16 protein-coding genes are annotated in these 20,848 nt (G+C 68.2%); 11 read left to right on the top strand and 5 right to left on the bottom strand.

Going from position 1 to position 20,848, the window contains the following annotated elements:
• Nucleotides 1-91 precede the first annotated feature (91 nt).
• The 3 genes from RIB45_RS09580 to RIB45_RS09570 all read left to right on the top strand — a co-directional run bounded on the left by RIB45_RS09580 (nt 92) and on the right by RIB45_RS09570 (nt 3,686).
• Nucleotides 92-1,141: a diguanylate cyclase gene (locus RIB45_RS09580; protein ID WP_350050038.1), complete on the top strand. Its 1,050-nt coding sequence runs from the start codon at nt 92-94 to the stop codon at nt 1,139-1,141.
• Between the two features lie 178 nt (nt 1,142-1,319).
• Nucleotides 1,320-3,083 carry a chloride channel protein gene (locus RIB45_RS09575; RefSeq protein ID WP_350050037.1) on the top strand — a complete coding sequence of 588 codons (1,764 nt, stop codon included), beginning with the start codon at nt 1,320-1,322 and terminating at the stop codon, nt 3,081-3,083.
• Between the two features lie 102 nt (nt 3,084-3,185).
• Nucleotides 3,186-3,686: a PAS domain-containing protein gene (locus RIB45_RS09570; protein ID WP_350050036.1), complete on the top strand. Its 501-nt coding sequence runs from the start codon at nt 3,186-3,188 to the stop codon at nt 3,684-3,686.
• Between the two features lie 94 nt (nt 3,687-3,780).
• Here the strand turns inward: RIB45_RS09570 and RIB45_RS09565 are convergent, their stop codons facing one another.
• On the bottom strand, nt 3,781-5,391 hold the full coding sequence (locus tag RIB45_RS09565; RefSeq protein ID WP_350050035.1) for a BCCT family transporter: 1,611 nt from the start codon (nt 5,389-5,391) through the stop codon (nt 3,781-3,783).
• 225 nt (nt 5,392-5,616) lie between these two features.
• Here RIB45_RS09565 and RIB45_RS09560 point away from each other — a divergent pair, with 225 nt between their 5' ends.
• Nucleotides 5,617-8,070, top strand: a complete 2,454-nt coding sequence (locus RIB45_RS09560; protein ID WP_350050034.1) for an ATP-dependent helicase — start codon at nt 5,617-5,619, stop codon at nt 8,068-8,070.
• Between the two features lie 97 nt (nt 8,071-8,167).
• Here the strand turns inward: RIB45_RS09560 and RIB45_RS09555 are convergent, their stop codons facing one another.
• Nucleotides 8,168-8,338 (bottom strand): YdcH family protein, encoded by a 171-nt coding sequence (locus tag RIB45_RS09555; protein ID WP_350050033.1) that lies wholly within the window; start codon nt 8,336-8,338, stop codon nt 8,168-8,170.
• Between the two features lie 397 nt (nt 8,339-8,735).
• Between RIB45_RS09555 and RIB45_RS09550 the strand changes: the two genes are divergently transcribed.
• Nucleotides 8,736-9,356: a UbiX family flavin prenyltransferase gene (locus tag RIB45_RS09550; RefSeq protein ID WP_350050032.1), complete on the top strand. Its 621-nt coding sequence runs from the start codon at nt 8,736-8,738 to the stop codon at nt 9,354-9,356.
• A 242-nt stretch (nt 9,357-9,598) separates the two neighbouring features.
• Nucleotides 9,599-11,014 carry a pyruvate kinase gene (gene pyk / locus RIB45_RS09545; RefSeq protein WP_350050031.1) on the top strand — a complete coding sequence of 472 codons (1,416 nt, stop codon included), beginning with the start codon at nt 9,599-9,601 and terminating at the stop codon, nt 11,012-11,014.
• Here pyk and RIB45_RS09540 read toward each other — a convergent pair.
• Both RIB45_RS09540 and serB read right to left on the bottom strand, forming a co-directional pair.
• Complete coding sequence (locus tag RIB45_RS09540; protein WP_350050030.1) at nt 11,011-11,820, bottom strand: alpha/beta fold hydrolase; 810 nt, start codon at nt 11,818-11,820, stop codon at nt 11,011-11,013. The genes pyk and RIB45_RS09540 overlap by 4 nt on opposite strands.
• A 29-nt stretch (nt 11,821-11,849) precedes the next feature.
• Nucleotides 11,850-12,779, bottom strand: coding sequence for a phosphoserine phosphatase SerB (gene serB, locus RIB45_RS09535; protein WP_350050029.1), 930 nt, complete (start codon nt 12,777-12,779; stop codon nt 11,850-11,852).
• A 142-nt stretch (nt 12,780-12,921) separates the two neighbouring features.
• Here serB and miaA point away from each other — a divergent pair, with 142 nt between their 5' ends.
• The 5 genes from miaA to RIB45_RS09510 all read left to right on the top strand — a co-directional run bounded on the left by miaA (nt 12,922) and on the right by RIB45_RS09510 (nt 19,496).
• Nucleotides 12,922-13,863 (top strand): tRNA (adenosine(37)-N6)-dimethylallyltransferase MiaA, encoded by a 942-nt coding sequence (gene miaA / locus RIB45_RS09530; RefSeq protein WP_350050028.1) that lies wholly within the window; start codon nt 12,922-12,924, stop codon nt 13,861-13,863.
• 140 nt (nt 13,864-14,003) lie between these two features.
• Nucleotides 14,004-15,773 (top strand): acetolactate synthase 3 large subunit, encoded by a 1,770-nt coding sequence (locus tag RIB45_RS09525; protein WP_350050027.1) that lies wholly within the window; start codon nt 14,004-14,006, stop codon nt 15,771-15,773.
• 67 nt (nt 15,774-15,840) lie between these two features.
• Nucleotides 15,841-16,407 carry an acetolactate synthase small subunit gene (gene ilvN, locus RIB45_RS09520; RefSeq protein ID WP_350050026.1) on the top strand — a complete coding sequence of 189 codons (567 nt, stop codon included), beginning with the start codon at nt 15,841-15,843 and terminating at the stop codon, nt 16,405-16,407.
• Nucleotides 16,408-16,411: 4 nt separating this feature from the next.
• On the top strand, nt 16,412-17,305 hold the full coding sequence (locus RIB45_RS09515; RefSeq protein WP_350050025.1) for a 50S ribosomal protein L11 methyltransferase: 894 nt from the start codon (nt 16,412-16,414) through the stop codon (nt 17,303-17,305).
• Nucleotides 17,306-17,636: 331 nt separating this feature from the next.
• Nucleotides 17,637-19,496, top strand: a complete 1,860-nt coding sequence (locus RIB45_RS09510) for an aminopeptidase P family protein (RefSeq protein WP_350050024.1) — start codon at nt 17,637-17,639, stop codon at nt 19,494-19,496.
• A gap of 7 nt (nt 19,497-19,503) precedes the next feature.
• Here the strand turns inward: RIB45_RS09510 and RIB45_RS09505 are convergent, their stop codons facing one another.
• A complete protein-coding gene (locus tag RIB45_RS09505) occupies nt 19,504-20,838 on the bottom strand; it encodes a S8 family serine peptidase (protein WP_350050023.1) in 1,335 nt (444 codons plus the stop codon).
• Nucleotides 20,839-20,848: the final 10 nt, after the last annotated feature.

Here is a 20,848-nt window from a genome sequence, read left to right as displayed (position 1 = left end):
TAAGCAGCGAACGGGAGGGGCGTTCGCACAGGGGGCGCGCGGTTCGCTCGGGCGGCCGCCCGGACGTGCTGGGACTGTAGGGGTTTTGCAGGTGGAATTCGGCGACGGTTTCGATCAAGCGGACGCTTACGCGGAGCGCGCTTTGGCGCTGATGCGCGAGCGTAAGATTCCGCCTACGCCGAAGAATTTCACCGTCTGGTACGCCTATGTCGGGGAGACCATCCCCGACCTGCGCAAGGCGATGGACGTGCTGATCTCCAACAAGCAAGGGTTCGATCCGACTCAGAACGCGGAACTCTATGAGAAATATTTCTCCAGCAGCGACGAAGGGCTCGCCGTGCAGGAGACCGGGCGCAAGATCGAGGATCAGATGACGCAGATCCTCGCCATGCTCGGGCAGGCCTCGGAAGGGGCGGACGATTTCGAAGCGTCCTTGAAGAGCGGACTCGGCGCGATCGCGAAATCCGACGGTCTGGGGGGCATCAAGGCCGCGGTGCAGCAGCTGGTGGCGGAGACGCAGAAGATGCAATCCTCCAATCAGAAGCTGCAGGAAAAGCTTGAGAACAGCTCCAGCGAAATCGAATCGTTGCGCCAGAACCTCGAAGAGGTGCAGCGCGAGGCGATGACCGACGCGCTGACCGGCATCGCTAACCGTAAAATGTTCGACGCCGTGCTGCGGCGCGCCGCAATGGAGGCGATGGAGGACGGGGCGCCTCTGTGCCTCGCCCTGACCGACATCGATTTCTTCAAGAAATTCAACGACACCTACGGCCATCAGACGGGCGATCAGGTCTTGAAGCTGGTCGCCCGGATTATGAAAGAGAACGTGAAGGGCCGCGATCTCGCCGCGCGCTACGGCGGAGAGGAGTTCGGCGTGATCCTTCCGCACACCGCAATCGCCGACGCGAAGACCGTGTGCGAGCAGATCCGCAACACTGTCGCCAGCAAGCGCATCCGCAACCGTCAGACGGGCGAGGAGATGGGCAACATCACATTGTCGCTCGGGGTCGCGCTGTTCCGGCCGGGCGAGCCCTTGTCGGAGTTGATCCATCGCGCCGACGAAGGGCTCTATTTCGCCAAGCGTCACGGGCGCAACCAGACGGTGCTGGAAGATCAGCTCGACACGATCGAGGCCGACTGAAACGCCGCGCGCGGCCCGAGGCGCGGCCCCGGCCGCGGCCCGGCCCTTGTGGTGGAGCGACGCTCCGCGCTACGCTGATTGCTGGTTCTAACAGGTTGACTTTCTGACGCTTTCGACCCCGCCGCCAGCGCCGTATCGGGCGTCGGGACCCGCGGGCGGCGTCACGGGGGAGTTGAAGGTGGCGCTGTTCTCGCCTCAGGCGCTGACCGATCGCATCCGCGATCTCGCCCGCAATGAGCAGATCATCCTCTCCGCCTTGGCGGTGGCGGTCGGGCTGCTCGGCGGCGGCGCGGCGATCGGCTTCCGCGAAGCGATCGAGTGGGTGCAATTCGTCTTCTACGGCTTCGACGGCGAATTGTTCCATTCCATGGCGGCCGATCATCCCTGGTGGTGGATCCTGTTGGCGCCGGCCGGCGGGGGGGTGTTGGTCGGCTTGATCCTGCGGTTCTTCTCGCCCGAAAAACGACCGCTCGGCGTCGCCGACGTGATCGAGGCGAGCGCGCTGCACGGCGGCCGCATGAGTCTGAACGCCGGTCTGCGCGGCTTCGTCATCTCAGCCATCACGATCGGCTCCGGCGGCTCGGCCGGGCGGGAAGGACCGGTTGTGCATTTCGCGGCGGCGCTGGCGGCCAAAACCGCGCGGGTGCTGCATCTTGACCGATCGTTAGGCCAGACCCTGCTGGGCTGCGGGGTGGCGGCCGGCGTGGCGGCCAGCTTCAACGCGCCTATCGCCGGCGTCTTTTTCGCGCTGGAGGTGGTGACGGGCAACTACGCGCTGCGCGCCTTCGCGCCGGTCGTCATCGCCTCGGTCACCGGCACGATCGTCAGCCGCGCCTATTTCGGCGACTATCCGGCCTTCATCCTGCCGCCGCACGAGATCGGCTCGTTTTGGGAGTTTCCGGCTTTCGCGATGCTGGGGGTCCTGAGCGCGGTGGTCGCCATGGCCTTCGTCTGGTCGATCGACGCGGTGCAGAGGACGCACAAGCGGTTGGACCTGCCGATCTGGGCGCGGCCGGCGATGGCTGGCCTGCTGGTCGGCGCGATCGGCGTCACCTTCCCCCAGGTCATGGGCGTCGGGTACGAGGCGACGGACGAGGCGTTGAACGAGGAGCTGGCGCTCCACATGCTGATCCTTTTGATCGTGCTCAAAACCGCGGCGACGGCGATCACGCTGGGATCCGGTATGGGCGGGGGCGTGTTCTCGCCCTCGCTGTTTCTCGGCGCGATGCTGGGCGGCGCCTTCGGCGTGGTGGCGACCGGGTTCTTTCCGCATCTCTCCTCCGGGCACGGCGCCTACACGCTGGTCGGCATGGGGGCGGTCGCGGGCGCGGTGTTGGGCGCGCCGATCTCGACCATTCTGATCGTCTTCGAGATGACGGGGGACTACGCGCTGACGATCGCGGTGATGATCGCGACCGTCATCGCCTCGCAGGTCATGCTGCAGGTCTTCGGGCGCGGGTTCTTCGGCTTCCAACTGGCCGCCCGCGGCGTCAATCTGGCCGGCGGCCGGGAAAGCCGCGTCTTGCGCCAAACCAAGATCAAGACCGTGATGAAACAGGATTTCGTCACCTTGCAGCCGAGCGCCCGGCTGCCGGAAGTGCGCCGCGCGTTGACCCAGACCAGCTACGCCGAGGTCTTCGTGGTCGATGAGGAGGGCATCCTCGTCGGCACGCTCACGCTGCTCGACCTGGCCGACGACGCGTTCGACCGCAGCCATGACGATCAGGTGCGCGCCATCGACGTCTGTCGACGCGATCCGCCGACCGCCGATCAGGACGATGATTTGGAGGAAGCGATGTGGTTCCTGGAACGTTGCGGCGAGGAGCATGTCGCGGTCGTCGACGAGGCCAGCGGCAAGCTGGTCGGCGTGCTTCATGAGCGCGACGTGCTTTCGGCCTACCATCACACCGTGTTGGAGACCCGGAAGGAAGAGCGGATTTGATCGACGCGCCCATTGAGGAATAAATTAAGCTGCAGGGGCGAGTGCATGCCGCCCTCCGCGGGCGCGTTCCGACGGGGGCGTCAAGGGGAAAGGATGCGACGGATGACCAGCGTCGACGATGTCGAGCATCCTGAACTGCAGGCGATGCTGAGCTACTGGCGCGCCCGGCGGCGCGACGGCCGCCTGCCGGGCCGTCGCGACATTGATCCTCTCGATTTTCCCCAGCAATTGCCGCGGGTGGCGTTGGTTGAGGTGCTAGAGGAGCCGCAGGGTCCAAATTTCCGCTATCGCCTGGCGGGCACGGAAATCGCCGCGCGCGCCGGGCGGGATCCGACGGGGAAGCGCTTCGATCAGCTCTATGTCGGCGCCTATCTTGATCAGGCGCTGGCGACCTACCGCGCCATTGTTGAGGGCCGGCGCCCGCATTTCTCCCACCGGACCTATCCGTTGGTCGAGGGGCGGGAGCATCTTGAGTATTCCCGTCTGATTCTGCCTTTGGCGGCCGACGGGAAGAGGGTGGACATGCTGTGGCTCATCGCCGCCGATCTGAAGCGGGTGGGCCAGGAGGCGTCTTCGCCGACGTTCGACCCGCACAACCCGTGAATCGTCGAAGGTCGCGGGACGCGCGAACGGCCCCGCCCGGGCGGGCGGGGCCGTTCGGCGCCGTTCGGGGCCGCGCGCCCCGGCTTCCGACGCCTCAGTCGCCGGCGGCGGGTTGCGTCGCGCGGGACGCTTGCGGCGCGTGGTCCGGGTGCTGCGCCGCGCCCGTCGGGGCCGGCACGCGGTCCCGGCGCAGGGCGCGCAGCAGTCCCCACGCCATAAAGACCAGCACGACCGAGAAGGGCAGACCGGACGTCACGGCCGCGGTTTGCAGCGCCGAGAGCGGGTTGCCGCCGCCGGCGGCGCCGGCGACCAGCAGAATCGCGGCGACGGCGCCTTCCAGCACCGCCCAGAAGAAGCGCTGCTGCCAAATCGGATGCGGATCGCCGCCGTTGGTCAGCATGTCGACCACAAGCGAGCCCGAGTCCGATGACGTCGCGAAGAAGATCGCCACCACGATCACCGCCAGCAGCGAGAGCAGCGTGGTGAACGCCTCGGCCAGCGGCAGTTCTTCGAGCAGCAGGAACATCGCGTTGGTGGTGCCGGCGTCGGCCAGCGGGCTCGACCCGTCGCCCATGATCATCTTGAGCGCGCTGCCGCCGAAGACGGTGAACCAGGCGATGGAGACGCCGACCGGGGCGAACAGCGCGCCGGCGATGAACTGGCGGATCGTTCGCCCGCGCGAAATCCGTGCGATGAACATGCCAACGAAAGGCGACCAGGCGATCCACCAGCCCCAATAGAAGAGCGTCCAGCTGGAGATCCAATCGGAGCCCTCATTGCTCAGGCTGAAAAGCCGCAGGCTGGTCGACGGCAGGGTCTGAACGTAGTTGCCCGTCGAGCCGATCATGAACTCCAGAATGAACAGCGTCGGCCCGGCGACGAACACGACCGCGGCCAACAGAAGGGCCAGATACATGTTCACGACAGAGAGCCGGCGCACGCCCGAGCCCAGCCCCAGCATGACGGACGTCACGGCGACCGCCGTCACGGCCGCGATGATCAGGACCTGAACGGTCGCGTTCTGGGCGATCCCGAAGACTTCCGAAAGCCCGGCGTTGATCTGCGAAGCGCCGAGGCCGAGCGACGTCGCCAGACCGAACAGCGTGCCGAAGACGGCGAGAATGTCGATCGTGTTGCCGACCCAGCCGTAAACGCCCTTGCCGATCAGCGGATAGAACGCGCTGGCGGGGCGCAGCGGCAGATCGTGCCGGAAGCAGAAGTAGCCCATCGACAGGCCGATCACGAGATACATCGCCCAGGGGTGGAGGCCCCAATGGAAGAAGGTGATCTTCATCGCCTCGAAGGCGGCGGCGTCGGTGCCGCCCTCCATCGTCGGCGGGCTGTTGTAGTGGAAGATCGGCTCCGCCACGCCGTAGAAGACGAGGCCGATGCCCATGCCGGCCGTGAACAGCATGGAGAACCAGGACCAGGTGCCCCACTCGGGCTTCTCGTCGTCCTTGCCGATCTTGATGCGGCCGTAGGGGCTGAACATCAGAAACAGGACGAAGACCATGAAGCCGGTCATGGCGGCGATGTACCACCAGCCGAAGGTCTCGGTGGTCCAACTCATCAGGCCGCCAGCGAGTTCGTCCAGCGTGCCGGGGGCGACGACGCCCCAGACGACGAAGGCGAGCACCAGAACCGCCGAGATGATGAACACCGGCGGGTTCGTGTGCGTGTTGAGATATGATCGGATCGCGCTCATCGCTTCGATCCCCCTCTCTCCCGTGAAAACGCGTCGGCGCGACCCGAGGGCGGCGCCTTTGACTTGAGGCTTACTTCGGCTGCCGAAGCAATATGTCAAGCCCGCCCGATTCGAGGCGCCCGGGCGCCGGGACGGCGCCGGGGGCTTGGAATAAGCGACGGCGGGGCCGCGATTTAACGCCGCCGTCTGGTCTGATCGGCGCAAGACGCTATAGTCCGCCTCATCATGTCCGATCCGCTCGATTACGATGACGACGACGATTGGCCCGGCGCGCCCAGCGGCCCGGCGCCGGCCTATCCCGGCCCGGGACGCGCGCCTGCGCCGAACGCGCCGCCGCCGCGCTGGCTTGAGACGCTGAACGAGGCCCAGCGCGAGGCCGTGCTGGCGGTCGACGGGCCGGTGCTGGTGCTGGCCGGCGCGGGCACGGGCAAGACGCGGGTGCTGACCACGCGCCTCGCCCAGATCCTGCATGAGGGGCGCGCCCGGCCCTATCAGATCCTGTGCGTCACCTTCACCAACAAGGCCTCGCGCGAGATGCGCGAGCGCGTCGCCGACCTGATCGGCCCGGCGACGGAGGGCATGTGGCTCGGCACCTTCCACGCGCTGGCGACGCGCATCCTGCGGCGTCACGCCGAATTGGTCGGCCTAAAATCCAATTTCACGATCCTGGACACCGACGACCAGATCCGGCTGCTGAAGCAGATCCTGGAGGCCGAGCGCATCGACGAGAAGCGCTGGCCCGCGCGGATGCTGATTCACGTGATCCAGCGCTGGAAGGACAAGGGCCTGACGCCGGCCAAGGTCGACGCCGGCGACGCCGGGGAGGTTGCGAACGGTCGCGCCATCCAGATCTACAAGATCTATCAGGAGCGCCTGCAGACCCTGAACGCCTGCGACTTCGGCGACCTGCTGCTGCACAATTTGACCGTCTTCACCGAGAACCCGGACGTCCTGGCCCAGTATCGCGGCCTCTTCCGCTACATTCTCGTGGACGAGTATCAGGACACCAACATCTCGCAGTATCTCTGGCTGCGGCTGCTGGCCAAGACGGACGAGGCGACGGAGGGGCCGGCCAACATCTGCTGCGTCGGCGACGACGACCAGTCGATCTACGGCTGGCGCGGGGCGGAGGTCGGCAACATCCTGCGTTTCGAGAAGGACTTTCCCGGCGCCAAGGTGATCCGGCTGGAGCGCAATTACCGCTCCACCCCCAATATCCTGGGCGCGGCCTCGGGCCTCATCGCGCATAATCAGGGCCGGCTCGGCAAGACGCTTTGGACCGACCTGGAGGACGAGGGCGACAAGGTCCGCGTGCGCGGCCTGTGGGACGGCGAGGAGGAGGCCCGTCTCGTCGGCGAGGAGATCGAGGCGCTGCAGCTCAAGGGCTATTCGCTGGACGAGATCGCGGTGCTGGTGCGCGCCGGCTTCCAGACGCGCGAGTTCGAGGAGCGCATGATCACGCTGGGCGTACCCTATCGCGTCGTCGGCGGCCCGCGCTTCTACGAGCGCGAGGAGGTGCGCGACGCCATCGCCTATCTGCGGGTCATCGCCCAGCCGGCCGACGATCTGGCCTTCGAGCGGATCGTGAACAAACCCACCCGCGGCGTCGGCAAGACGACGCTGCAGGCGGTCCATCAGGCCGCCCGTCTGGAGCGTCTGCCGCTATTCATCGCCGCGCGCCGGATGGTCGAGACCGACGAGCTCAAACCCGCCGCGCGCCGGTCGCTGACCGCGATCCTGGATGATTTCGACCGCTGGCGGCGCCTGGCCGAAGGCGTCGACCATATCGAACTCACCGAGACCGTCCTCGACGAGAGCGGGTACACCGCCATGTGGAAGGAAAGCAAAAAGCCCGAGGCGCCCGGCAAGCTCGAGAACCTGAAGGAACTGCTGACCGCGATGGAGGAATATGACGACCTCGCGCAGTTCCTGGAACATGTCAGCCTGGTGATGGACGCCGACGACCGCGCGCAGGGTCCGATGGTGAGCCTGATGACGCTCCACGCCGCCAAGGGGCTGGAGTTCGGGACCGTCTTCCTGCCCGGCTGGGAGGAGGGCCTCTTCCCCCACCAGCGCGCGATGGACGAGAACGGGCTGGCGGGCCTGGAGGAGGAGCGCCGGCTCGCCTATGTCGGCGTCACCCGCGCGCGCGAGCGCTGCGAGATCAGCTTCGCCGCCAACCGCCGCATTCACGGCTCCTGGCAGGCGGCGCTGCCCTCGCGCTTCATCGACGAGCTGCCCAAGGACCATGTGCTGATGGAGGCCGACCGCGGCGTCTACGCCGGCTCCGGCGGCGGCATGGCGGAGGAGCGCGCCGGCTTCATGTACGGCGGGGCGTACGGGGGAAGCTCCTATGGCGGTTTCGGCGCCCGCGGCTCAGGCCTGCGGCCCGGCGCGCCGGAGCGCACGTCGGGCTTCTCCTCCGGCGGCGGGCCGGGCTGGAAGCGCCTGCAGGAGCGCGGCCTCGCGGGGGCGTCGCGTCCGCCCGTCATCGACGTCCGCGCCGAGCCGATCGGCGGCGCGGCCGACAGCGACTGGGGCGAGGGCGAGCGCTGCTTCCACCAGAAATTCGGCCCCGGCACCGTGATCAAGGTCTCCGGCGACCGGCTGACCATCGAATTCGACAAGGCGGGGACGAAGACCGTGGTGGCGAATTTCGTGGAGCGGCCGCCGGAGTAGCGATCCGCGCCGTCCGTGCGTGACCTCCTTCTCACAAGAAACGCCCCCGAAGCTTCCTCCGGGGGCGTTCTCGGCTGATAAAAGAGGCGGGAGCCGGTTAGGGGGCTTCCGCCATCCGCATCATCTCGTCCTTGACTGCGAGCTTCTCCCGCTTGAGCCGATGGCACGCCGCATCGTCGGGGTGGGGCCGCAGTTCCTCGCGGCGCAGGGCCGCTTCGAGTTCCGCGTGCTTCACCTTCAAGCTTTCGATGCGATCGGATTTGCTCATGGGATCTACCCTCCGCTGGTTGCGATGAACCGAGCGGGCCGACCCGTCTGAAGCCGGCGGTCGGAAACCGATGCCCGTAGCCTTCGGTCGTCGGACGCGCAGCCCGTCCCCGGTCGCCCGGCGGGCTTCTGCGGCGGGGCCGGCGCGCCTTGCGGCGGTGCGGCCTCTCGCCTCCCTCCCGGATCGCCCTATCTTCGAGCGGACCCGAAAGGATGAGAATTCCGCCGAGGCTGTCGAGGGCGGTCTGTCGCGGCCCCGGTGCATCGGCGGGCGGTGCGCCCCTTGTTCTTTGCGCCGGGCCGAACGGGCGGCCGACCCGGTGTCCCCTGCGGCCTTCCTTGAACGCCGCACGGTCTTGTAGGATACCTGAACGCCGTTGGATGTGAAGGGCGAGAATATGACAATCGGTCGAGACGCGCAGAATGGGACGGCCGGGCAAACGCGCCGCCGCCTGATCGTGGGCCTGACAGGGGCGAGCGGGATCGTCTACGGGCTGGAATGCCTGCGCGCGCTGCGCGCCGCGGGGGTTGAGACGCATCTGGTGATGAGCAAGGCCGCCGAGATGACGCTCGCCTACGAGACCGACCTGAAGGCCAAGGACGTGCGCGACCTCGCCGATTGCGCCTACGCCATCGGCGACGTCGGCGCGCCCTGCTCCAGCGGCAGTTTCCCGACCGACGGGATGATCGTCGCGCCCTGCTCGATGAAGACGCTGGCGGAGATCGCGACGGGGGTGACGTCGAACCTGCTGTCGCGCTCCGCCGACGTGGTGCTGAAGGAGCGTCGGCGCCTCGTGCTGCTGACCCGCGAGACCCCGCTGACCCAAGTGCATCTGCAGAACATGCTGACGGTCACGCAAATGGGCGGGATCGTCGCCCCCCCGGTCCCCGCCTTCTACGCCAAGCCGGAAAGCCTGGACGACATGGTCGCCCACACGGTCGGGCGCGCGCTCGACCTGTTCGGGATCGACACGGGCGGGGTGAAGCGCTGGAAAGCGGACGGGGCGGCGGCTGGGTGAGGGAGGGCTGTAAGGCCGTGCCCCGGCCAAACCCCAACCATCCCCTCACCCTCGCCCGCCCTCCCACGGCCGCTGGCGCGCCCGCGGGTCCCTCCCTCTCCCCCTATGAAGGGGGCGAGGGGGGTCTCTCTCGGCAAGGGGGAGGGGCCAAACGCCCGTAGACGGTCTCGGGAAATTCTGCGAGCCTCCGTCCGCCTCCGCGCCTATGCTGGCGCCCGGTCCATCATCCTTAGAGAGTCCCCATGCGCCGCACCCGGCAGACCAAGATTCTGGCCACCCTCGGCCCCGCCACTTCGGATCCGGATATGATCGAAGCCTTGTTCATGGCCGGCGTCGACGTCTTCCGCCTGAATTTCAGCCACGGCGAGAAGGCGGACCACAAGGCCCGCTTCGACGCCATCCGCGCGTTGGAGAGCAAGACCGGACGGCCGATCGCGATCCTGCTGGACCTGCAAGGCCCGAAGCTGCGCATCGGCGCGTTTGCGGACGGGCCGGTCGAGTTGGAGGAAGGCGCGGCCTTCCGGCTGGACCTGGACGCCGCGAAGGGCGATCAGACGCGGGTGCGGCTGCCGCACCCTGAGATCTTCAAGGCGCTGGAGCCGGGCGCCGACCTGCTGCTGGACGACGGGCGGCTCAGACTGACCGTGGAGCGTTGCGACGAGGCCTCGGCCGACTGCCGCGTCGCCGTAGGCGGGACATTGAGCGAGCGCAAGGGCGTCAACGTGCCGGGCGTGGTCCTGCCGCTGTCTCCGCTGACGGACAAGGACCGCGAGGATCTGGCCTACGGGCTTGAGCTGGGCGTCGACTGGGTGGCGCTCAGCTTCGTCCAGCGCCCGGAGGATGTGGCGGAGGCGCAAGCGATCATTGAAGGCCGCGCCTGGATCATGGCGAAGCTGGAGAAGCCGGCGGCGATCGAACGGTTGGAGGAGATCGTCGAGCTGTCCGACGGCATCATGGTCGCGCGCGGCGATCTGGGCGTCGAGATGCCGCCGGAGGACGTGCCGGTCCTGCAGCGCGACATCGTGCGCAGCGCGCGCCGGGCCGGCAAGCCTGTGGTCGTGGCGACCCAGATGCTGGATTCGATGGTCGACGCGCCGGTTCCGACCCGGGCCGAGGCCTCCGACGTCGCGACCGCCGTCTATGACGGGGCGGACGCCGTGATGCTGTCGGCCGAGACGGCGGTCGGCGCCTATCCGGTCGAGACGGTCGAGATGATGGACCGCATCATCCAGCGCGTGCAGAAGGATCCTTATTACCGCGAGGTGATCGAGGCCCAGCGTCTGGAGCCGGAGGCGACCACCGCGGACGCCATGTCGGCCGCCGCCCGTCAGGTGGGCGAGACGATCACGGCGTCGGCGATCGTCACCTACACCACCAGCGGCTCCACCACCGTGCGCATCGCGCGCGAGCGGCCGGATCGGCCGATCATCTCGCTCACCCCGCGGGAGGAGACGGCGCGCAAGCTGGCGCTGGTATGGGGCGTCCATTCGGCGCGCGCGCCGGACGCCCGCAATTTGGACGACATGGTGGAGACTGCGCTGCATCAGGCGAAGATCGACGGCTTTGCGGAAAGCGACGACCGCATCGTCGTCACCGCCGGCGTGCCCTTCGGGACGCCCGGCAAGACCAACCTGCTTCGGATCGCGCGGCTGCCTTAAACCCTGGCGTTGGCGTCGACCCAATCCTTGACGATCGCCGTCCAGCGCTCCGCCTGTTCGATATTGGCGAGGTGGGCGGCGTCCTCGACCACCTCGATCCGGGCGCCGGGCAGATGTTCGGCGATGACCTGGCCGGCCTCGACCGTCGTCCCCGGATCCTCGCGCCCCTGCACGACGAGCGCGGGCTTGCGGATTTCGGGCAAGCGCTCGGTGAAGCGCCATTGTTTGATCGCGCCGCAGCAGGCGACGAAGCCCTCGACGGACGTGTTCGCGATCATCCGTCGGACGGGCGCGATCTCCGGCAGGGCGGCGGTGCGGGCGGCCCGGGTGAACCAGCGCTCGATCGTGCCCTCGACCAGGGCCTCCATGCCTTCCTGTTTCGCCTTGGCGATGCGCTCGTCCCACATCGGCGCCGCCTCCGCGGGAACCGCGCTGGCGGTGCTGGTCAGCGTCAAGCTCTCGACCCGGTCCGGATGGCGCAGCCCCATCATCTGACCGATCATGCCGCCGATCGACAGGCCGACCCAATGGGCGCGCGCGATTCCCAGACGATCCATCAGCGCGACCGCGTCGTCCGCCAAATCCTCCATCGTGATGCGCCGCTGCGCCGGCGCGGGGGGCGGGCTCTTGCCGTGCCCGCGCATGTCGTAGCGCAGGATGCGATAGCCGCCGGCGCGAAACGCGCTCATCTGCGCGTCGAACATGGTCAGGTCCGCGGCGAGCGAGTGGCTGAACAGCACGACCGGCGCGTCGCCCGGTCCCTCCAGCTCGTAGTTGAGTGCGATGCGCTCCATCTCGGCCAGCATGGCGTCCTCCTAACCCTTGGAGCCGTGCGTCAGGCGGTGACGAACTCCTCGAAGCGATAGCCCTGATAGTAAAGCAGGGTCGACAGATCGGTGTGATCGATCCGATGGGGGGCTTGCGCGCGCACGATCGGCTTGGCGCGGTAGCCGACGCCCAGGCCCGCGGCCTGCAGCATGTCCAGATCGTTCGCGCCGTCGCCGACGGTTGCGGCCTCGCGCAAATCGGCCTTCATCTCCTGCGCTAACGCCTCAAGCGTCTCCCGCTTGGTGGCGCGGCCGACGATCGATCCTTTGACCCGTCCGGTGAAGCGGCCGTCGACCACTTCCAGCACATTGGCTTTATGGGCGTGGAAGCCGAGCGCGCGATGGACGACCTCGGTCGTGAAGGTGAAGCCGCCGGAGACCAGCAGGCAGCGCGCCCCGTTCGCCGCCATGGTGCGCACCAGCGTCTCGCCGCCCTGGGTGTAGGTGACGCGCGCCATCACTTGGGCCAGCGTCTCGTCGGCCGGGTGGTCCGCCAGCAGCGCCACCCGCTCGACCAGGCTCTCCTCGAAGCCGATCTCGCCGTTCATCGAGCGGCGCGTGATCTCGGCCACTTCCTCGCCGAAGCCCAGCAGGCTCGCGATCGTATCCAGCGTCTCGATCTCGATCATGGTGCTGTCCATGTCGGCGATCAGCATGCGCTTCCGGCGCCCCGCGGCGGCTTGCGCCGCGCGGTCCAGGCGCACCAGCGCCGCCGCCTCGTCGACCGCGGCGTGCGCGGCGGCGCGCTCCAGCCCCTCGAAGGGCAGATCGACGGCGAGGCCCTCGCACAGCCAGCGGGGCGCGCCGACGCGGCTTGCGCCAGCCTGGGACAGCGCCGCCGCGGCGGCCTCGCAATCGGCGTCCGTCAAACCCCGGTCGCCGGGGGCGACGAGGGTGAGGACCTGCGCGAGGGCGGGGGAGAGAGCGGAATCGTTCATCACGGGGAAGGGACCTACCGCCCCGTCGCCCGCCCGGCAAGTGACGATTGCGCGACGCGGTGCTAGCGTTACGGGCGCTCAGCCGACCCCCGCTCTTCAGATGGCGGGCTGGCGGCGCCGCCCTTAGGTCCGGATCGTCCAGATGCCCGCCACCCCCGCCCTCGTCATCCTCGGCCCGACCGCTAGCGGAAAGTCCGCGCTGGCGCTCGACGCGGCCGAGGCGTTCGACGGGACGATCGTCAACGCCGACAGCATGCAGATATACCGGGAACTGCCCTTGCTGACCGCCCGGCCGAGCGCCGCGGAGGAGGCGCGGGTTCCCCATCGGCTCTATGGCGTCCTGGGGGCGGGAGAGACCTGTTCGGCGCATCGTTGGCGGGCGCTGGCGGTGGCGGCGATGGAAGAGGCGGCGGCCGTGGGGCGGCTGCCGATCCTGGCCGGCGGTACGGGCTTTTACGTTAAGGCCATGCTAGAGGGCCTGTCGCCGATGCCGGAGGTGCCTGACGCCCTGCGCGAGGGCCTGCGCGCGCGCGTCGAGAGGCAAGGGCCCGAGGCGCTGCATCGGGAGCTTGCGGAGATCGATCCGCCTGCGGCGGCGCGCATCGCGCCCGCCGACCGCCAGCGCATCGCCCGCGCGCTGGAGGTCTATGAGGCGAGCGGGCGCACGTTGTCGTCCTGGCAGGCGGAGCCGCCCTCCGGCCCGCCGCCGGGCTTCGCCTTCACCGTGATCGTGCTGGCGCCGCCGCGCGAGGCGCTGGTCCGCCGGATCGAGGAGCGCTTCGACGCCATGATCGCGGCCGGGGCGCTTGCGGAGCTGCGCGCGCTGCTGGCCGCCGATCCGCCCGCCGACGCGCCGCTCTTGAAGGCGGTGGGCGCGCCGGAACTGGCGGCGGCCGCACGCGGCCAGATGTCGCTGGCCGAGGCGGCCGAGGCGGCCAAAATCGCCACCCGGCAATACGCCAAACGGCAGACGACTTGGCTCAAGAGACAGATCCTTCCGGATTTGATCCTTAATGAGCAATATTCGGAAAAACTGATGGAAAGAGTTTTTGCATTTATTCGCGATAAGCGCTTGACCCCCTAGGAGGCCGGGCCTATGGTGCGCCGCCGCAAGAGGCGGTAAAAGCCCGATTTTCCGGGCCTTTAGACGGAATTTCAGTGAGGATCGGGGGCGCGGCGCGGGTGAGCGCGCGACGCCCGACGGCGAAAAGAGGAAGGCGAGACATGAGCACGACTACGATGTCCGGGGCCGCGATGGTGATCAAAAGCCTGGTCGATCAGGGCGTCGAGGTCGTCTTCGGCTATCCTGGCGGCGCGGTCCTTCCGATCTATGACGAACTGTTCAAGCAGAACCGCATCCGCCACATCCTGGTCCGCCACGAGCAGGGCGCCGTCCACGCCGCCGAAGGCTATGCGCGCGCCACCGGCAAGCCGGGCGTCGTGCTGGTGACGTCCGGCCCCGGCGCGACCAATGCGGTGACGGGGCTGACCGACGCGCTGATGGATTCCATCCCGCTGATCTGCCTGACCGGCCAGGTGCCGACCCACCTGATCGGCAACGACGCGTTTCAGGAATGCGATACGACCGGTATCACGCGCCCCTGCACCAAGCACAACTATCTGGTCAAAAGCGTCGACCGTCTCTCGAAGACGATGCACGAGGCCTTCTATGTCGCGACCGCCGGGCGGCCCGGTCCGGTCGTGATCGACATCCCCAAGGACGTGCAGTTCGCGGAGGGCGAGTACACCGCCCCGAACGGCAAGCAGCAACACAAGACCTATCGGCCGCAGGTGAAGCCCGAGCGCGATCGTATCGAGGCCGCGGTCGACATGCTGCTGTCGGCCAAGAAGCCCGTCGTCTACGCCGGCGGGGGCGTCGTGAACGCGGGTCCCGCGGCGAGCCAACTGCTGACGGAGTTCGTGAAGATGACGAACTTCCCTTGCACGCTGACGTTGATGGGCCTCGGGGCCTTCCCGGCGAGTGAGCCGCAATTCCTCGGCATGCTGGGCATGCACGGGACCTATGAGGCCAATTGGGCGATGCATGACTGCGACGTCATGTTGTGCGTGGGCGCGCGCTTCGACGATCGGATCACCGGCAAACTGGACGAATTCTCGCCCGGCAGCCGCAAGATCCACATCGACATTGATCCCAGTTCGATCAACAAGAACGTAGCGGTGGAACTGCCGATCGTGGCCGACTGCGGTTATGCGTTGGAAGATCTGATCAAGGTCTTCCGCGCGCGGCACAAGCGCCCGGACGAGAACGCGCTCGCCGCCTGGTGGGAGCAGATTGACGAGTGGCGGGCCAAGCAATGCCTGTCCTTCCAGAATTCGGACGAGATCATAAAGCCCCAGCACGCCATAAAGCGGCTCTACGAGGTGACGCGCGATCGCGGGGACGACGTTTACATCACCACCGAGGTCGGCCAGCACCAAATGTGGGCGGCGCAACATTTCAGCTTCCACAAACCCAATCGCTGGATGACCTCCGGCGGCCTGGGGACGATGGGATACGGGCTGCCGGCGGCGATCGGCGCGCAGCTCGGCCATCCCGAAGGGCTGGTGGTCGACATCGCCGGCGAAGCGTCGATCCTGATGAACATCCAGGAGCTGTCGACGGCCGTGCAGTACCGCCTGCCGGTCAAGATTTTCATCCTGAACAACAAGTACATGGGCATGGTGCGCCAATGGCAGGAGCTGCTGCACGGCGGCCGCTATTCGGAGAGCTATTCCGAGGCGCTGCCCGACTTCGTGAAGCTGGCCGAGGCGTACGGCCTCAAGGGCCTGCGCGCGACCACGCCGGGCGAACTCGACGACATGATCGCCGAGATGCTGGCCCATGACGGTCCGGTTCTATGCGACGTCGCCGTCGACCCGGCCGAAAACTGTTATCCGATGATTCCGTCGGGCGCCGCGCACAACGACATGCTGCTGGCCCCGCTGGGCGAGGGACACGAGGCGGTCAGCGCCGAAGGCCGGGTGCTGGTGTAAGCCGATGCCGGACGGATACAGCAAGAACGGGCCGCGGACGGGCGGCGAGGGGTCGAGGAAACAAGGTATGGCGAAGAGCGGGACCGTGGGTCAGCCGGGAGCGGCCTACACCTTCGAGAAACAGGATCAGGCGGTGCGCCGCCACACCTTCGCGGTCATCGTCGACAACGAGCCGGGCGTGCTGGCGCGCGTGATCGGTCTGTTTTCGGGGCGCGGCTACAATATCGAAAGCCTGACCGTCTCGACCGTCACCGAAGACGAGACGGTGAGCCGCATCAACATCGTCACGACCGGCACCGAGATGGTGATCGAACAGATCAAGGCGCAGCTGCAGCGTCTGGTCCCGGTCCACAACGTGCACGATCTGACGCTTGAGGGTCCGCACGTCGAGAAGGAGCTGGCGCTGGTCAAGGTGAAGGCCTCCGACCACTATCGGCGCGAGAGCCTGCGCATCGCGGACGTCTACGGCGCCAAGGTGGCGGACACCACGCTGGAGAGCTTCGTCTTCCTGATCCAAGGCTCGCCCGACAAGGTCGACAGTTTCATCGAGCTGATGCAGGCGTTGGGCGATATCGAAGTCGCGCGCTCCGGCGTCGTCGCGATCTCTCGCGGGTCCGCAATCACGCCGGTGTGACGGCGTGATCGCCCAAGTCTGGAAAACCGAACTGCTGCTGCCCGACGAGGCGACGGCTGACGCCTTCGGCGCCGCCGTCGACGGCTTCGTGCTGGGTCAGGCGACGTTCGAGGCGCCCGACGGCGCTGGCGCGGGGCCGGCCAAGCGCTGGTCGCTTGAGTTCTATACCGACGGCATGCCCGACTGGGGCGTTCTCGGTCCCCGGATCGCGCTGGCCGCGGCGGAGTGCGGGGTCGCCGAGCCGGAGCCTCACGCCGCGCCGCTGCCGGAAATCGATTGGGTCGCCGAGAATCAGAAAAGCTTCAGCCCGATCCGCGCCGGCCGGTTCTACGTGCACCAGGAGTTTTCGACTGAGAATCCGCCGCCGGGCGCGGTGGAACTGATCGTCAACGCCGGCACCGCCTTCGGCACCGGCACGCACGCTACGACCCGCGCCTGCCTGTTGATGCTGGATGCGCTCTTGAAGCGCACGCGCCCGCGAAACGCGCTGGACCTCGGCTGCGGGACGGGCATTCTAGCAATGGGGCTCGCCCGGACGACGCACCGTCCGGTCGCCGCCAGCGACATCGATCCCGAGGCGGTGCGGGTCGCGGCGGAGAACGCCCGGCTCAACGGCCTTGCCGCCTATCTCCGGCCGGTGACGGCGGCGGGACTCCAGGATCGCCGCCTTCGCGCCGGCGGCCCGTACGATCTGATCGTCGCCAACATTCTGGCCAAACCGCTGCGCGCGCTCGCCCCCGCGATCGCGCGGGCTTGCGCGCCGGGCGGGCGGGTGATCCTGTCCGGCTTGCTGATCGAGCAGGAGGCGATGGTCCTCAACGCCTACCGAACGCAAGGGCTGCGCCTCCTCGGTCGGCGTCGGATCGACGGCTGGAGCGCCTTGCTGCTGGCGGGCTGACGCGGCGCCGGCCCCCCGCAAACGAAGCGGCCGGTCCCGGGGGAGGGAGGCCGGCCGCTTGACCCGGTGTTCCGGGCGGCGGATGCGGATTTTCGGGGGCTCCGCATCCGCCCGGGGAAGGGCGCCGCCGCCGACGGGGGAGGAGGGGGAACGGCGACGTCGCCCTGTTATTCCCGATATGAGCGTGAACTGCGACGCTAAGGATTGTCAGTTTTGCATTCCCCATTTGCACGCGGCGCATAGCTTTGGGGGCCTACGACCGGCTTCTTGCCAAGGCCCGCGCGCGCTCCTAGCTTTCTGGTCGTCCGTTCAAGCCGATAAGGATCGCCCCATGACAGCGCCTGACGCCGATCGCCCCGCCGACGCCTGCTCGGAGCCCGGCGGCCTGGGCGTGCAACCGGCTCCGCCCGACCGGCTGGCGGCTTTGCGCGCCGAGCTTCAACGGCGCGGACTGGACGGTTTCCTGGCCCCCCGCACCGACGAATTCATGGGCGAGTACATGCCGGCCTACGCCGAGCGGGTGCAGTGGCTGACCGGCTTTTCCGGATCGGCCGGGTTCCTCGGCGTCGCGCGCGACCGCGCCGCGATCTTCGTCGACGGGCGTTACACGCTGCAGGTGCGCGATCAGGTCGACCCCCAGACCTTTACGCCCCGCCACCTGATGGAGGAGCCGCCGACGGCCTGGATCCGCGAGACCTTCGTCGAGGGCGAACGGATCGGCTACGACCCGTGGCTGCACACCCGCGCGGGCCTCGGCCATCTGAAACGCGCCGCGGACGAGGTGGGCGCCGAATTGGTTGCGGTCGACGGCAACCCGGTCGACGCCGTCTGGACCGATCAGCCCGCCCCGCCTGCAGCGCCGATCGCGCCCCATGCGATCGAGTATGCGGGCGAGACCAGCCTCGCCAAAAGGCTGCGCCTGGGCGCCGATCTCGCGCGGCGGAAGATCGCGGCCGCGGTGTTGACGGCGAGCGACTCGATCGCCTGGCTGTTGAACGTGCGCGGCGGCGACGTGCCCAATTGTCCGCTGGCCTTGAGCTATGCGGTGTTGAAAAGCGACGGCTCGGTCGATTGGTTTCTCGACGCCCGCAAGCTGACGGACGCCGCGCGGGAGGCGTTGGACGAGGGCGTGGCGCTGCACCCGATGGACGGCTTCGCCGCGGCGCTTCAGGCGTTGGGCCGCGCCGAGCCCGGCGTTCGCGTCCTGGCCGACGCCGTCGGCGGGCCGGCGGCCGTCGTCGATCATCTGTCGAAGGGCGGCGCGCAGGTGGTGGAGGGCGAGGATCCCTGCCAATTGCCCAAGGCCCTGAAGAACGAGGTGGAGATCGAGGGCGCGCGCTTGGCCCACCGCCGCGACGGCGCGGCGCTCGCCCGGTTCCTGCACTGGTTGGAGTCGGTGAGCGAGAACGGGTCGATCACCGAGCTCGACGCCATCGACAAATTGTACGAATTCCGGACGCGCGGCGTGCGGTTCAACGGTCCAAGCTTCGAGACCATCGCAGGCTACGGCCCGAACGGGGCGATCGTCCATTACCGCGCCGCGCCGACCACCAACCGACGGATAGAGCCGGGCTCCCTCCTGCTGGTCGACAGCGGCGGCCAGTATGACGAGGGCACCACCGACGTCACCCGCACGATTCCGATCGGCGCGCCGACGGCGGAGATGCGCACGCGCTTCACCCAAGTGTTGAAAGGCCATATCGCGATTGCGACGGCGCGTTTCCCCAAGGGCGTGACCGGCAGTCAGCTCGATCCCTTCGCGCGCCAAGCCTTATGGGCGGCGGGCGTCGATTACGACCACGGCACCGGGCACGGGGTCGGCAGTTACTTGAACGTCCATGAAGGGCCGCAGCGAATCTCGAAGAGCCACAGCGCGGTTCCTCTGCAGCCCGGCATGATCGTCTCGAACGAGCCCGGCTACTACAAGACCGGGGCCTTCGGCATCCGCATCGAAAACCTCGTGGCGGTCTACCCGGTGGTGAATCCGGCGGAGGGCGCCGAGAAGGAGCTGTACGGCTTCGAGACCCTTACGTTGGCGCCGATCGACCGGCGGCTCATCGAACCGGCGCTGCTGGCGGTCCACGAGGTCGCGTGGCTAGACGGCTACCACGCTCGCGTCTTGGAAGAGATCGGCCCGATCGTGGAGGCCGACGTTCGCCGCTGGCTGGAAGACGCCTGCGCCCCGATTTGAGGGGGCGTCAGCCGCATTGCGGGCGGATGCGCACCAGTCCCCAGCCGTATTCCGGGTCGCGTCCCTTGTCGCCGAGATCGTGGACGTAGCGTTTCATGCTCTCCCGAATGCGGTCTGGATCCGCGGGGAAGCCCGCCTGCAGGTGCAGCGCTACGACGGCGGTGATGAAGGGCGTCGCCATTGAGGTGCCGCTTTGCTCGCGCAGACCGCGCGGGGTCTCGGTCACCAAATCGACGCCGGGCGCGGCGAAGTCGATGTAGCCGCCCCGATTTGCGAAGCGGTAGAGGCCGAGCCCGCGGTCGATTGCGGTGACGGCCAGGCTCTTCGGATCTGCGGCCGGCCAGGCGGCCTGGGCGCCGGCTCCCTTGTTGCCGGCGGCGGCGACGATGATCAGCCCCTTAGCCGAGGCGCGCGCGACCGCAAGGCGCATCAGGACGTTTTCCCCGCCCGCGACGGAGAAGTTCGCCACCTGTACGCCGTTCGACACCAACCAGTCGACGGCGCGTATCATCGCGGCCAGATTGCCGCGCGCTCGTCCGCCCCACGTCTCGAATATGTTGGCGGCGTAGAGGGTCGCGCCCGGCAGCAGGCCGCCTGAGCGTCCGGGTCGCGGCTTTCCGACCATCAGCACGGCGATGGCGGTGCCGTGATCCTCCGCCGCCGGCTCGCGGTCTTGCTTGATCAGGCTCTTGTAGATCACATCCCGGTCGGCCAGCGCCGGGTGGCCGACATCCACGGCCCCGTCGATCTGACCCAATTTGACGCCGGCCCCGCATGTGTCGGGAACGACGCCCCAGCCGACCGTGTCGCGCGCGAAATCCTGGGCCCCTTGAGCCAGCTGAGGGCGAGCCGCCTGCACACCGCGCCCCGACGAGAGGTCCAACAGATCGTTGGTGTCTATCAGCGAGTCCGGCAGGGCTTCGCGCGCCCGTCGCAGCGCCTCCGGCAGGGCGACGCCTTCGGGCGTCTCGACCCGCCACATTTCGATCTCCAACGCGTCGAGTTGAGAGCGCTCGAGGATCCGGAAGCCGAGGCCGCGCAGCGTCGCGTCGGCCCCCGCTGGCGGTTCGGCGATCAGCAGTTCGCCGCTTTCGACCTGCTTCTCGACCGGCGTTTCCGAGCCCGGCGCGCCGTCCTCGGCCGAGCCGGAGCGCGCGCCGATGACGCGCCCTTTCGAATCATATTCGAGGATGGTCCAACTTGACTCGCGCTCGCCGTCGGTCTGCGCAGCGGCCGGTCCGACCGCCCCCAGCCCGAGAAGGGCGCAGACGAGAAGGCTCGTCGTCGCCCGCCGCCAGCGCGCCGCTCCCCGCCGAGCGCGCCGCTGATCCGCCGTTCTCATGTCCCGTCAC

The sequence above is a fragment of the Marivibrio sp. genome (genome assembly GCF_040218065.1).
Classification (GTDB): Bacteria; Pseudomonadota; Alphaproteobacteria; order UBA8366; family Aestuariispiraceae; genus Marivibrio.
This window is presented reverse-complemented; position numbering and strand designations above follow the sequence as displayed.